Origin of the sequence: Oscillatoria nigro-viridis PCC 7112 (assembly GCF_000317475.1) — a bacterium.
Lineage (GTDB): Bacteria > Cyanobacteriota > Cyanobacteriia > Cyanobacteriales > Microcoleaceae > Microcoleus > Microcoleus nigroviridis.
Genome location: NC_019729.1, coordinates 3,611,182 through 3,626,035, shown reverse-complemented (window position 1 = coordinate 3,626,035; position 14,854 = coordinate 3,611,182). Strand labels below are relative to the sequence as shown.

The following is a 14,854-nucleotide window of genomic DNA, read 5'->3' as shown; positions in this document are numbered from 1 at the left end:
GCGGGTTTCTGTAGATTTTTGAGGGGAGTTAAATATTGTTGGTGAACCCGCCCCTACGAAACCGTGACCGATATTATTGTTTTTTAGGCCGATGCAAGCAATTCCCAATTCCCGAAAATTTATGAATCCCGAACCAGAAATTCGCCGCCTGTTAGATGTGATGCCCGCTTCCGGCCGCATGACGTGTAAAATTATTAATAAGCCCCAACAATCAACGGTAATTGACTGCGATTTTCCTTTACCTTGGAATCAATCTCGCCCGATTTATATTAATTTTGATTTGTGGCGGCTGCTATCTAAGCCGCAGCGGGATTTACTGATATTAAGGAATGTAAGTTTTCTGTGCAATGTTAAGTGGTTTAAACCGGATATTTATCAAGGTGCAGCTCTGGCGGGAATTGTCGGGACTGTTGTAGAATTGTTGCAGGGAGATGCGATCGGCACTGCGATCGCGGGCGGTTTGACGGGACTCGCCATGACTCGAATTTGGCGCGACAACCGCAGTTCCCAAGTAGAGTTAGATGCTGACGAAGGGGCGATTAGAGTCGCTCTCAGGCGCGGTTACAACGAAGCGGAAGCAGCCGGACATTTGCTGGGGGCGATCGAGGCTGTGGCGCAAATTGAAGGGCGCAGTTTGGATTTTAATGAGTTGATTCGGTGTCAAAACTTAAAGGCAATATCGGGTATTTCGGCGGTGGGCGTACCCGATAGTATTAGGCAAGATTGAAAAAAACGTAGATATAATCAAGACGGAAACCCCTAAAATCCACAACTATTTTAATCCTGCCAAAACGGGAAAACCTGCGCGATACTGTACCTATAGAAGGATCTGTCCGAATTGAATTAGTGGAAGGCATACCCCTTTTTAGAGCCTCCACCGCTGTCAAAAATCGCATCCAAGAACTGTTGGACAAACAACAAACTTTGCCCCTAAATCATGACGAAGAATAAGAACTCAATCTTTACGAAGAAATCGACGATTACCTCAGTTTTGTCAATCGGAGTGTCCGCAATCTTTTCTTGGGTCAGATTCAGCATACTGTGTAGAAATGTCCGCTCGCGGTCAATCGATTGCGCGATTTTAGATTTTAGATTAAAGAATTGAAGCATTGACTTGCGCGAGATAAATACGTTCGGCAAGTTTCATCGGATACACGTTTGTTTTTTATTTCTGGGTCCTGAGTCTGCTTTCGGAATGAATCCGGGGGCTTGTATCGTGGATGCTTTCGGTCAAATCCTTGAAAATATCCAAAATCAAGTTCGTCAGAGAGCAAAATGTCTGTGCGAATATAGTCATGGCTCCGAACAATGGCAGTACGTAGAGTTTACTATCAAACACATCATTCCCTTAACTAAAAATGGGACTAAGCTGTTCGGGATTTAAATTGTATGTCAAAAAACAATAAAACAATGAGTGGGGTGGGCCTATGAGCCCGCCCCGAATATGCAATTTAAATGCGCGACAGCTTAACGATATTGACAATTTGGCACTAGCTTGCTTTCACTGCAACCGCAATAAATCTGATAAAACTAGAGCGATAGATGCTCAGTCAGACGTAGAATTACCGGGTAGTTGTGAATAGTAATGGTCGCGAACGAAGAGAGGCCTTGTCACGATCGACAAAATACCAAATTGCACCGATATGGTTGCTCAATTTCTTCGAGAACCACAAAGTTTTCCGTACTAACCGCCCTACTCGCTGGCGTAACGTGTTGTTAAATCGCTCAAGATAACTGGTTTTCCCCGTTTCCTTGCCCACGGCCTTACGGCCGCTTGCTGGGTAGAACCTGTTCATAGGCCTCCCAAAAGTCGGTGTAGCAGACCGCACATTGCCGAGCAACAGCCGATAAGGATTGCCAAAGCTGCTGGGCTGATTGTCGAGAGCTCACACCGGAATAGAAATCACAAACTCCGAACCCTGACCGAGGGAACAATTTACGAGTAATGTACCTCCATGTTTTTCCATAACAATTTGGCGGGCAATAGACAATCCCAATCCAGTTCCTTGACCCACAGCCTTGGTCGTGAATAAGTGGTTAAAGATGTTTTCCTTGACTTCGGCCGACATCCCCACTCCATTATCCTTAATCCGAATCACAACCTGATTGTTGGATTCGCTCAGAGCAGTTTGAACCGTGATTTGATTGGGTAGGGCTTTAATTTCACTAAAACTCCGCCCCTTATTTGACTCCTCCAGAGCGTCAATGGCATTGGCCAGTACATTCATAAATACCTGGTTTAACTGTCCGGGAAAGCATTTGACTGGGGGTAAGTTACCATACTCTCTCACAACTTCAATGGCAGGGCGGAACTCGCTGGCTTTTAAACGGTGCTTGAGAATTAGCAGAGTGCTTTCGAGTCCGTCGTGAATATTGAAAGAAACAGGTCGATCGCTATCTGCCCTGGAAAACGTTCTCAAACTCGTACTGATATTGCGGATGCGCTCGACTCCCTCCTGCATCGAGCCAATTAATTTGGGCAAATCTTCTCGCAAATACTCCAAGTCCATATCTTCAATTTCTGCTTCAATTTCCACTCCCGGATTGGGAAATTTTTCTTGATACAAATCGATCAAGTTGAATAAATCCCCCACGTATTCTTGAGCGGGTTGCAAGTTGCCGGCGATAAAGCCTACGGGATTGTTAATTTCGTGGGCTACCCCTGCGACTAAATTTCCGAGAGCAGACATTTTCTCACCCTGCACCAATTGCAACTGCATCTGTTTGAGATCCTGAATAGACTGCTCTAGTTTTTGGGCATATTCCTGGGATTGTTGATACAGTCGGGCGTTTTGTAAGGAAATTGCAGCTTGCGAGCACAGGATGTTGAGGATGGCGACGCGATCGCCCGTGAATACCCCTGTTGCTAAATTATTTTCTAAATACAAAATCCCCATCATTTTGCCTCGCTCGCCGATCGGAGTGCAAAGCAGGCTCTGAGGTTGGTGTTGGATCGTGTAGGGGTCAGATGCAAATCTTGGTTGAGTGCTAGCATCATCAAAAACTAGGGTTTCTTTTGTACGTTTGACGTAGTTGATCAGGGTTAAAGGAATTACCTCGCTCTCCTCAACCGGAATTGATTGCAGAAGGCAGTCTTGACCGTTTGTGCAGTGAACGTTTATCCTCCAGTTTCCCTCTTCCTTCAAAATTAATGCTCCGGTTTGTGCTCCGGCATTCTTCACCACCACTTGCATCAAAGTAGTCAGCAATTGCTCTAGATCGATTTGACTCGAGAGAGCTTGAGAAGCTTGGATAACTGTCGGCAAATCTACTACCCCCCAACTGCTGGTGCTACCGACAAGTGTTCTATCTCTGTTAGATAGGGATGATTCACTGCTGGAGGTGTGAGTTGTTTCGGTCGGATTCTGGCGACTTCGATCCGGTTGCAGGATGGGAGCCAGTAATTGGGGATAATGCTGTTCTAGATGGTCAATCTTTGCTTTAGCTCCCCATTTTGCGTAGGCATAGTAAGCATCAATTAGATAGGGTTTTGCGAGTTTTTCTTTGCCCCATTCTAAGTAGAATTTGGCGGCGAGTTCGTGAGCTACTGCTTCTTCGTTGATGTACTCGTTTTCTTTAGCGAGGGCGATCGCCTTGTCGTACATCTCAAGCGCTTCTAATTTTTGGTCTAAAACCCGATGCCGTTCTGCTTCTACTAAATAGAATTTATGCAGATGATTCATGGGGGCATGATATGACCAGTTTTGCATTTTTTCTTGATTAGCTTGTACTCGTTCGAGAAGTTCCTGTTGCTCTGACTCTGGAGTATCCGAGTACACCGCCAACCGCACTAGAGAATCGTAAAAATAGAAAATGGCAGCAGTTATCTGCCCTGAAGCTGCGCTCAAATAACTTTCTGTTGGAGGAATACTTTTAAAGGCTTCTGGGTAATTTTCAAATACATAACACAGGATAAGTTTGTGCAAGTGTAAGTAATGAATGGCCAGGTAATTATTGGTTTGCTGATACAGTGGCAGCATTGTCTCTTCGTCGTATACTTCTCCCTTTAACTGCCATGAATTCGGGTTTTTTCCCATCAAGTTTAAGACGGCTTGCCACCAGATATCCTGAAAGTGCAACGAGGTTTCTTGCTTAATTTTAAAAATTGCATCCCGGTAGGTTGCTATCTCTCGTTCAACGAAGGTCAGTTGCTTGCCAACGAAATAAGAGCAGTAGCTGTACACCATGATTGCATAGCCAGCATATTCTAAATCCCCGGTTTCCAGACCGCTAGAGAAAGCTGAGAGCAAAGGTTCTAAAATATTTCTGAGGTGTTCTTTCCAATGTTGAACGCCAGCAGGCACCATGTGGAGAGTCTTGGTTGCGATATCTTGAGCATTCAATTGTGACAATAGACGTAAAGCTAATTGACCGAACTGATAGCCCGAATCTATATCTCCTATAACCCCACAAAGAAGAAGACTATATACGGCATAAGAAAACGGAGACACAGAAGCATTGCCATATTGAACGGATAAATCGATCTGTTTGCAAACTACTAAAGGCACCAGTGGCGGAACTGCAAAGTAGCAAGGAGAAAATATGCTTGACAGAAGCCTTATAGTTGCTAGTTGATGAGAATCGGTCATTTGAGGCAGGTCAATTAAATCCTCAATTCGCCTTCCACTCAAAATTGCCGCCGTTTCCCCTAATGCTTGCCCAATATCGGACGGATTGGGCGAGTTGGGAAACTCTACCCCCAACTGCTTTAACACTTGCAAGCCCGCATTCAAAGCTTCCTGTAGCTTGTTCTGAGCCATATAAGCTTGGATCTGGACTTCGTACACCTTCACTTTGTCCAGTAGCGATATAGCTTGTTGCAACACTATATCAGTCAATCTCTGCATCCGATCGAAATCGCCGTTCAGATATGCCGCTTCTGCTGCTTCTTCATGCAGCGTCAAAGTTAGTTGATACTGACTCTCCCAGCTATTGATTGTCAGTAATTCCCTTCCGGAGTTCAAATATTCAGTAGCAGCAGCGTAGGCTGTTGAAGCTTTGGCTTTCTTTCCAGCAACCAAATTTAATTGGGCTAATTCATGGCATTCTGCCTGTTCAGTAATTAATTCTGATCCCATATTTAAGTGGTTGACAATATCGAAGATTCTTTCTTCTCGATCGGCTTCGGGCGTATTCTTTAATAAGAGTTGACCGATTTTTAAGTGAGTCGATCGCTTTTGGTCATCGGGAATCAGGGAATAGGCAGCTTGTTGCACTCGATCATGCAAAAACTTGTATTTCGCTAACTGGTCATTAGTAATTGCTAATTGGTCACATTTACCATTGCTAATTACCGATTCCGCATGACCCTCTGCTTGATAAAACTTATAAACTTCACTAATTGGTAAAATCAGTCCTTCTTGCAGTGCTTTCCATAAAGCAGATGCTGTTTCTACTTGAGTTTTTTCATCAACAATTGCCAAAATTGCTAAATCGAATTGATTGCCAATACAAGCCGCTAACTTCAACACTTCCTGCGTTTTAAGCGGCAGCTTTTGCAACCCAATTGCCACGAATTCGACTACATCATCGGTAATAGCTAGCGATCGCACTCGTGCAATATCGCACTGCCAATAGCGGGAATCAAAGTTAAATGCAATCAGTCCATCTTCGTGTAAAGATTTAAGAAATTGCGTTACGAAAAATGGATTACCTTTGGTTTTCTGATAAACTAATTCTGTCAGTGGTTTTGCTAACTTTGTAGAACAATTCAAAGTGTCTGCCACTAGACAATTTACATCAGAGCCATCGAGCGGCGCTAAGGTAATTGTATTCACCTTTGCTTCATTTTTTTGAATCTCCGCTAACGTCAGCATCAACGGATGCGCTGGAAAAACTTCGTTATCCCGATAAGCTCCTATTAGGAAAAGATAGCGTTTATCTATATCGCTCATTAGCAGTTGCATCAACTTCAAAGATGCTGAATCTGCCCATTGCAAATCGTCTAAAAATATAACCAGGGGATGTTCTTTTGTTGTGAAGACTTGAATGAATTTCTCAAACAACAAATTGAAGCGATTTTGAGCCGCACTGCCAGCAAGTTCTGGGACTGGCGGTTGCTGTCCAATAATTCTTTCTAATTCGGGAATTACTTCCACAATCGCCCCAGCGCTATCGCCCAAAGCTGCCAAAATTTCCGATTTCCACTGCTCGACTTTGGCATCTGTTTCCGATAGCAAGTGCCCAATTAAATCGCGAAAAGCTTGGACAAATGCTGAAAAGGGAAGGTTTCGTTGAAATTGGTCAAATTTGCCTTTAATAAAGTAGCCGCGCTGCCGCACTATAGGTTTGTGAATTTCGTTGACGACGGCGGTTTTACCAATCCCAGAAAAACCAGCAACCAGCATCATTTCCGCGCTACCTGCACTTACGCGGTCGAAGGCTGCCAACAACGTAGCTACTTCTGTTTCGCGACCGTACAATTTTTCGGGGATGATGAAACGATCGCACAAATCTCGCTGCCCTAAATCAAAGTTAACGATTTTTCCTGTCTGTTTCAACTGGTACAAGCAAGTTTCTAAGTCGTACTTGAGTCCCAGGGCACTTTGATAGCGGTCTTCAGCATTCTTCGCCATCAGTTTGCTGACAACTTGAGACAGCACCAATGGAACGCTACTGTTAACTTTTGAGGCTGCCAGCGGTTGTTTGGCGAGGTGGCAGTGTACCAAATCCATTGGATCGTCTGTTTGGAATGGTAATTTTCCTGTTAGTAATTCGTAGAATGTTACTCCTAGCGAGTAGAAATCTGTGCGGTAATCAATGCCTCGGTTCATCCTGCCAGTTTGTTCGGGAGATATGTAGGGTAAAGTGCCTTCGAGGACGTTGGGATTTTGAATTTCTTGGGTTTCGCGCGGCAGCAGGGAAGCGATACTCAAATCAATCAGCTTGACTTCTTTGCTGACCAGGTTAATTAGAATGTTGGCCGGCTTGAGGTCTTTATGGATGACTCGGTGGCGGTGAAGTCCGTCCAGGGCGTTGGCAATTTGAATCGCCATGGGAAAAAACTCGTTAACGGGCAAGCCTTCTAGATGTTCCTCGCTCGCGGATGCAATACTTGAGAGGTAGCTACTTAAGGAAATTCCGCCAAAGTCTTCCATCACCAGAGCATAGCGGTTATGATAGCTCTCCAGGCTGTATGCCTTGACAATGCCTAGGATATTTAAGTTTTTAGCAATCACGTATTGGTTGCGGAAGTGAACCAATTCGTTGAAGCTGGGAAAGTCATTTCGCAGCAGTTTGATCGCGACGGGTTGCCCATTTTCCGAGCGAATGCCGCGATAAACTAGAGTTCGATTTCCTGCGTATATTTGCTCGTTAATGTGATATCCTAGGAAAAGTTTTGTGATCTCAATCATATCTACGTATTCCTACTGCTTCTGTCAAACCAGAAGCTTCTGAGAGTTACTATCTACTATTTTCGCTCGCTCTGCTGTGGTATTCAGTGAATTACATTTTTCTTAATATACTTTGTGGCTCAACTTATGAAATCGCAAGTTGAAAACAATACTTGAATGTTTTATGCAAGAGCTGTTTATAGTTGAGTTAAGACTAAGTAGAAGATGAAGTAGGTTAAGGCTGATTGAACGCCAGCAGTTGATAGCAGAGAAATTAAAGAGGCTAATCAGGTACTTAAGAGTATTTTTAAAACCGATGCTTGAATGCGATCGCCTGTTAAATCTTAATGTCTAGTTTAGGTGAGAATTTAATGTCATTAGTACAATTGGGGCGGAGCGGAATTTCAAGCGGGAAGCAGAGTCAATTGAGTTTGTGTGTCAGATTTGGAAGAAATTGGGATTCACGAGATCGCCAGCCGAATTATTTGTCCAGATGCCACAACAAGCTGCGCCAATCTCACAACAGAATCAGGCATTCAATGGCAAAATTCAGAAGCAGACTGTGGAAATAGCCCAAGTCAATTATATTTTGCCGCTCACATACTTACAATTACCAATTACGAATTATCTCTTTGATTTTTTTACTTCCAATACCTGCGCCAGTGAAACAAATTCTCCCACAAATTTTGCATAAAAGTGTTGCGGCCCAAGCGCTGCGACTCCCAAACAGCAGCAGTTTGACCGTTAATTGCCGAAAAACTCGACCAAATATAAGGAAGTTCGGCGATCGCCTCAACCTTCATCCCGTGACGCACAGCCAAAGCGATCGCGTGAATCAACTCAGCAGCTTGCGGCCCCACAATACTCGCTCCCAAAATCTCTCCGTTGCGACGCCCGACAATCTTACAAAAACCAGTTGTCTCGCCGCACATTTGAGCTCTTTCAACATTCTTAAAATATTCCCGACAAACAATGAGATCGTCTCCAAACCTGCGCCTTGCTTGCGCTTCAGTCAAGCCAACCCTCGCCAATTGCGGATCGGAAAAAATCGCCCAAGGAATCCCGCGATAATCTATTTGAAACAGCGGCAAAAACAAAGCATTTTTCACAGCAACCGCAGCTTCGCAATTAGCGATGTGAGGGAACGGATAACCCCCAGCAACATCGCCGATCGCATAAATGCGGCGATTAGTTGTTTGCAGCTTTTCATTTAAAATCACGCCCCGATCGCTGAATTTAACCCTAGCCGCTTCGAGATTTAACGATGAAAAATTGTGTCCTCTACCTGCAGCCAGAAAAATCTCCTCAGCTTCGATCGCCCTTGGCCCAGCTTGAATCCACTTTTTACCCTCAATCACCCTAGCTTGAGTCACCTCAGTAGCAGTCAGAATCCGCACTCCTTGAGCTTCCATTGCAGCTTGAACCAAGCCGGCAGCCTCCCGGTCTTCTTTAGCCAAAATGTGCGAACCCTTCACCACAAGCGTAACAGCAACCCCTAATCGAGCAAAAGTTTGAGCCACTTCGACACCGCTGGGATCGGCACCGATTACAGCCAAACTTTTAGGCAACTCGGGAAGTTTTGCTAATTCCGCGACAGTTTCGGAAGTAAAACAGCCAGCAGAAGAAAGTCCTTCTATATTGGGAATCGTTGGCAGAGTTGGACAAGCTAGCAAATAACAGAGCGATCGCAATTTCCTGCCGCCGACAACAAAAGCCAAATCCGGTTTGGCGACAAACTCGCCGCTGCCCGAAATAACATCGACACCGCGAGCAGCCAAAACGCCCAGAGAATCAATTTCTGACAAATTAGAAACAACACCCTCGGCCCACTTTAAAACCCCGTCAAAGCGCAATTTGAGCGGCACAGAGGAATTCGCGACTTCCCAGCGAACCCCCAACTGCTGGCGGCCGATCTGCTGGGCAAAACGAGCAGCCTCGCTCAAAGTTTGGCTGTATCTCAAACCAAGGTCGATCGACTCTTTCCCCCCAGTCGGCAAATCTTGCGAATTACTTAGCGGTTCCACCAAAGCAACGCGGGCCGGGAAATTAGTTGCAGTCAAAGCAGCATAACGTCCGGCCGCAGTTCCACCAATAATCACTAAATCATAGTCAAGCATAAATAAAGAAGTCAATCGATTTTAGATTTGAGATTTGAGATTTTAGATTAAATAATTGAAGCATTGACCACGGATAAATACGTTCGGCTCTTTATCGGATACAGGTTTTTTATTTCTGGACGGATGAATCCGGGGGCTTGTATCCTGGATGCTTGATTGTCAGTAGTCATCAGTCATGAGTCATTAGTTAGTAGTTTAGGACGATCGGCGCGCTGGGTCAGAAACCCGGTTTCTTCCTAGATACTTCCCTGCAAAACCAAAGATTTATCATAGAAACCGGGTTTCTTGGGGATGTCGCCTCAAACGACCAATAAAATCGTTTGTCAACTTTTATTGGTTGTTAACAGTCAACCGTCAACTGACAACTGACAACAGTCAACTAACGAATAACTTCCGCAAGTCCAGCAATCAGCCGCAGATTGTCCGCCCTGGAGCGCACGGCCACCCGAAAAAACCGATCGCCCAACTCAGGAAAACTCAAACAATCCCGAATCAAAATCCGGTGTCGTTCCAACAGACTTTTTTGAATAGAAGAAACCGACATCGACGACTCAACCAACAAGAAATTAGCCACCCCTGAAAAAGGCTGCAAACCCGGTAAATTAGCCAAACCCTCAAATAGCTCTCGGCGAGCAACAGGCAGCCAATCCCAGGTTTGCCGCTCAAAAACAGTATCTCGCACCACAGCAGCAGCAGCAGCAGCAGCCAAAGCATTCACAGGCCAAGGATCGCGCAGTAACTGCCAGCGGCGGAGGATATCGGGATGGGCGATCGCGCAGCCCAACCGCAGTCCCGGCAGAGAATAGAATTTAGTGAGCGATCGTAAAATCACCAAATTCGGAAACTCCTCAACAGCATCGATCAAAGTTTCCTGCTCAGAAGGCGGTAGAAAGTCCATAAAGGCCTCATCCACCACCACCATACCCAACTGCTTCACATAAGGCAAAATCGCCTCCCTACCAAACAGCAAACCCGTAGGATTGTGCGGGTTGTTCAGGAGCAAACCTCGTCTGCGATCGGCATCGACAGCAAGAGGAACCGGGAGACGCAAAGAAGGGGAGACAAGGGAACGGTTAGAAACCGACAAATCATCCGTTACTAACTCGTTTCCTGCCCCAACGTCCAACGATTTCAGATCCAACTGAGATGTTGCACCATGCTCAATTACTTGTTTAGGAACAGGCAAGATGCCTGTGAAGCGAGAAAATTCATCTCTCGCTTCATGGGCATCTTCCCCGTTCTTGACAATGGTGCAAGGTTTAATATCCAAAGGGCATTCGATCGCCTGCGCGCCGAAAGCCGAAAGAGCCCGCCAGTAATCGCCAAAAGCCGGAGTCACCAAATAAGTCGCCTCCAGCTTCGACAAATCCCAAGCGGCCCAAGTCAACAATTCCGCCGAACCATTCCCCGGCAAAATCCAATCCCGGTCAACATTCAAAGCCTCCCCCAAAGCAGTCCTGAGCTCTCCATAATCCGGGTCTGGGTAAGCCGTCAGACTGCTCAAGTGAGCTTGAATCGCATTCAAGGCCGACTCAGGAGGGCCCAAAGGACTGATACTGGCAGAAAAATCGAGAATAGCAGAGGGAGGGCAGCCTGCCAGTGCGGCTGCCCAAGCTAAATTACCACCGTGTACAGGTCTAATCAAGACTCAGTTCGCCAGCTATTGGGCGTTTTTCGGCGGTGCAACTCTGTCCTTAAACAACTTCCCTGCGGAAAATGCAGGAACTCTGGTTGCCGGGATTTCCATCTTGTCGCCAGTTTTGGGATTGCGACCCTCGCGGGCCTTGCGTTCCCGCGACTCAAACGAGCCAAAACCGACCAACGTCACCTTATCGCCGTCGGAGACAGCTTCCATGATTGCTTCTAAGGCTGCACTCAACACGGCATCTGCCTGTTTTTTCGTGACACTAGCCTTTTCTGCCACTGCATCAACCAATTCACCTTTGTTCATTGCGCACTCCTTCTGGGTTTGCAAAATACGTCAAACAGATTTCAATTATTAGCTGTGAGTTATCAACTGCATTGGGGTGTGGCTTGGGAGGTTTGGGTTGTTCCCTATGGCTCCTGTCCGCTTCCCCAATTAAAAACTCCTGCTCAATACCAATTACTCTAGGGTAATTGGTCAGAAAAGGAATTTTTGTTTCTAATTGCTGAAAACCTCACAGCATCTAATTTTCACTGCATTATTCTAAAGTCTTGCCGACCGTTATGGATCGGTGGAACCTTTAATTTATATGGATTTGGACAATTTTTTTAATTAATCCCAAAATTTAGGTAAAAAAATACCACCTTGGAGAGAAGATTTCTCGCCTTGGTGGATTTCAGAGCAGAAAAAAAGATAAATAGAAGGAATAAAATGTAATTTGTCAAGGGCTAAAGGAAAAAATTTTTCCTTCTTCCTTCTTTCTTTCCCCTCTTTCTTTCCTCCGTGGGGCAGGGCTGTTTCATTCTCCCGAAAGCCGCCAGGGACTGAAGTCCCTGTCTCATAGCTGAAGTCGTCTGAAGACGACTGAAAGAGTGATTTACAGAGGTTCTCAAAAAAGTGAGGTATGCCCGCGGAGTACCTCATATGAGAGTTCGAAAGGCTATATAGTCCTCTTTGAGAGGACTTTAGCTGTGAGGCAGGGGTTTCAACCCCTGTCGGACTGTCGGACTGTCGGACTGTCGGACTCAGGGGAAAGAGCGTGGAAAGTTGACAGCAAGACATTTTTCCTTTGTTCCTACTGTCTCGGCTGGACGGGCTGACTGCGCTGCAATAGTTGGCGCGCGTCGGGACTGATGTTGTTTTGGTAGCCAAAGTTCGATCGATCGCTATCATCCAAAATCTGCGGAGTCAGCAATACAATCAACTCCGCCCGCTGGTTGGTCTTACTGGTACTCCTGAACAGCGAACCGATAATCGGCAAATCTCCCAAAATCGGAATCTTGTTCGCTGTAACCCGTTCTTCGTCGCGGATAATCCCCGAAACAATCAAAGTCTGACCGTCCCGCAGGCGAATTAACCCCGATTGCAACGAGCGCTCGCCCAGCAGAGTGATCTGATTGGTGTTCGGGCCAGTCGAAAGGTTTTGAGTGTTGCCGGGTGTCCTGATAATCGGGTTCACGCGCAGAGAGACAAAGCCATTATCGTCAATCCGGTCGATCGCCACCCCCAACTGCAAACCAGCCCTGTCTTTGACAGCCGTCACCGTTTGGGTACTTGTATTTCCAGTAGTCTGCGTTTGCGACGTGATGTTAGTGATCACTTCATCAGTAATATTCACATTCGCCGTTTCTCCTTCTTGAACCACCAAAGTCGGATCGGTCAGGATTTTGGCATTCCGGCTCTGAATAGTTGCCTGTAACGCCGACAGGAACCTCCTGGGATATTGGAACAGCGGGAACAAGCCGAAGTCTGCACTTCCTGATGTTGTCGTCGATCCAGGCTCATAATCCGTAATTCCAACTCGCGTGGGGTCATTAGTAACTGGGGCTGTGGGCTCGAGGAACACGCCTTTGCCGGGACCTAGGAGACCTTGACCTGTAAACGGCACGATACGTCGGCCGTTCGCATCGTAGAAAACGTCCGGGGTTCCTAGGGGGTTGGGGACGATCGGTCGAGAATTTATGCCACCCGTGTTGCCAAACGGCCTGGCAGGAGGGGCGCTGCCGCCAAAATTGAGACTTGCTACTCCGCCGTCATTGACAAAGAAATTGTTATTAATTCCAAAAGAGAAGCTGCTGCTACTTCTGTTGTCTCCCAACAAGTTGATATCGATCACCTTGACGTTGACAGCGACTTGACGGCGGCGCAAATCTAGCTGTGTCAAGAAAGCTACAGCCATGTCAACTTTGCGCGGGTCGCCCACCAAAGTGATGGAATTGAGCCGAGAATCCGCCAGCACCGATAGTCCCCTCAGCAAGAGCGGCCCGTTGCCGTCCTTAGCACCGATCGCCTTAATGTCGGGTTCCCGAATTTCCACATCCCGCGCCGCATTTCCCTGGCCCACGCTTTGAATAGTCACCCGAGTAATCGGCAGTTGAGTTTCCGCGCCTTGAGCGCTCAAAAAGTTAGCTGCATCGGTAGAGCGAACTTGATTGAGCCGCAGAGTCCGAATGATAATATTGCGCGAGTCGATCGGCAAGCTAGTCCCTACAAAAATCGTCCGCCCCTGGCGGTTAGCTTGCAGCCCGCTGAGCCGCAGCACGTAATTAAAGACATCTTGTACCGACTCATTTTCGATGTCCAAAGAAATCTTTGGCCCTTCATCTGAGCCGGAGGCTCCTGGCTGACCGGGCACTGCGGGCTGGCCGGGTTGAGCAGGGGCCCCGCCGCCTGTAAAAGCAATGTTCAATCCCGCAGCGCGGGCCAGCAGAGCCAAAACGTCCCGGACTGGGGCATCCCGCAGCACCAAGCGGGGGATGCGTTCTCCCGAACTCAGTTCAATATTTCCCACGCCGGGGGCGATGTTAGACACTGCGATATCTCCCAACGGCGGAGCAACTGCCCGCGGTTGGAAAGGCGCCGCCTGATTTGTCTGGGATTGTATTTCGCTGGGGAGGGGGGGGCGATCGTTCCTGGTAATAGTAACTTCGGGATTTGGCAGCAGCACGCCTGGGTTTTGCGAGGTGCGGACTTGGGGAGCCGGCGGGGGAGCTGTTTGGCTCAGCGGCAGTCCCGGAGGCGGCGGCGGTGCAGTTTGGGCTGACTGTACTGTACCGCCCTGTCCGGCAACGCTGAGGACGATGCTTTGGCCTTGTCCGGGAACAATTTGTCCGTTGGGAACTCCGTTGGTGCCGGCTACCACAACGCGGATGCTGTTAGCCTCTACCTGGCTGATTTCTACTGAAGAAATTCCCGGAGCGGGGTTATCTTGACGGAAGCTGTTGCCTTGTGGCAAGCGGAGCTGGGTGTTGATAATTGTGGCTTGGTAAGTATTGCCGTTATTGATGGCGAAAACTTGCGGGCGATCGCCCTTTTCTGTCGCCATGACAATATTTACGCCATTATTACCTTGACTTACTTGCACTCCTGTGACTTGAGTCGGCCCTGCCAAGACGGGGGCTTGGGCGATCAGAACTCCTGCAACGCTGCATAAGAGTCCTCCACTTAACCGTAGATGCTGTTTCACGTTCTCTCCTCAACTACAATTTGTATTTGTTGTTCGCAGTCTTTTGTCGCTCGCTGCTAAACTGACTGAAAGATTCTCGCTTCGAGTCTGTTTGAAAGGAGAAGTTATGTCCTTTTCGATTGGCGATTCTCGATTGGGAATAACTGACGACATCAGGGTTAGAAACTATCCTACAGTTCCATTAATTTTTTTTGAAACTGGTATTAGAAGAAATTAGGTTGAAGAGCCAATTTTTGATTGCCCTCTACAATAATATTTTTGTGGCATTCATAAATTTTTGACTTCTACCTTC

At 46.8% G+C, this 14,854-nt stretch carries 8 protein-coding genes and 1 pseudogene; 3 read left to right on the top strand and 6 right to left on the bottom strand.

Features of this window, described 5'->3' with window-relative positions; all coding sequences use genetic code 11:
- Positions 1-121: 121 nt before the first annotated feature.
- Entirely contained in the window at positions 122-727 is a 606-nt protein-coding gene (locus tag OSC7112_RS15350) for a DUF3318 domain-containing protein (protein ID WP_041623167.1), read from the top strand.
- Between the two features lie 700 nt (positions 728-1,427).
- Positions 1,428-1,583 (top strand): HNH endonuclease, encoded by a 156-nt coding sequence (locus tag OSC7112_RS38205; protein ID WP_150111544.1) that lies wholly within the window; start codon positions 1,428-1,430, stop codon positions 1,581-1,583.
- On the opposite strand, the pseudogene OSC7112_RS35765 reads toward OSC7112_RS38205, so the two are convergent.
- A pseudogene (locus tag OSC7112_RS35765) lies at positions 1,563-1,938 on the bottom strand (IS1 family transposase); the annotation flags it as partial. The gene OSC7112_RS38205 and the pseudogene OSC7112_RS35765 sit on opposite strands and share 21 nt — an antisense overlap.
- On the bottom strand, positions 1,887-7,355 hold the full coding sequence (locus OSC7112_RS15335; protein ID WP_015176758.1) for a trifunctional serine/threonine-protein kinase/ATP-binding protein/sensor histidine kinase: 5,469 nt from the start codon (positions 7,353-7,355) through the stop codon (positions 1,887-1,889). The pseudogene OSC7112_RS35765 and the gene OSC7112_RS15335, both read right to left, overlap by 52 nt.
- 414 nt (positions 7,356-7,769) lie before the next feature.
- On the opposite strand from OSC7112_RS15335, the gene OSC7112_RS15330 reads away from it, so the two are divergent.
- The gene (locus OSC7112_RS15330; RefSeq protein WP_041622551.1) at positions 7,770-7,970 is read left to right on the top strand and encodes a hypothetical protein; all 201 of its coding nucleotides are present in this window, start codon (positions 7,770-7,772) and stop codon (positions 7,968-7,970) included.
- 5 nt (positions 7,971-7,975) lie between these two features.
- Here OSC7112_RS15330 and OSC7112_RS15325 read toward each other — a convergent pair whose 3' ends face one another.
- The 4 genes from OSC7112_RS15325 to OSC7112_RS15305 form a co-directional block, all read right to left on the bottom strand.
- Positions 7,976-9,466, bottom strand: coding sequence for a dihydrolipoyl dehydrogenase family protein (locus tag OSC7112_RS15325; protein ID WP_317623945.1), 1,491 nt, complete (start codon positions 9,464-9,466; stop codon positions 7,976-7,978).
- Positions 9,467-9,830: 364 nt separating this feature from the next.
- The gene (locus tag OSC7112_RS15320) at positions 9,831-11,096 is read right to left on the bottom strand and encodes a pyridoxal phosphate-dependent aminotransferase (RefSeq protein WP_015176756.1); all 1,266 of its coding nucleotides are present in this window, start codon (positions 11,094-11,096) and stop codon (positions 9,831-9,833) included.
- A gap of 15 nt (positions 11,097-11,111) precedes the next feature.
- A complete protein-coding gene (gene hbs, locus OSC7112_RS15315) occupies positions 11,112-11,426 on the bottom strand; it encodes a non-specific DNA-binding protein Hbs (protein ID WP_223300839.1) in 315 nt (104 codons plus the stop codon).
- Positions 11,427-12,171: 745 nt separating this feature from the next.
- Positions 12,172-14,562 (bottom strand): type IV pilus secretin family protein, encoded by a 2,391-nt coding sequence (locus tag OSC7112_RS15305; protein ID WP_015176753.1) that lies wholly within the window; start codon positions 14,560-14,562, stop codon positions 12,172-12,174.
- Positions 14,563-14,854: the final 292 nt, after the last annotated feature.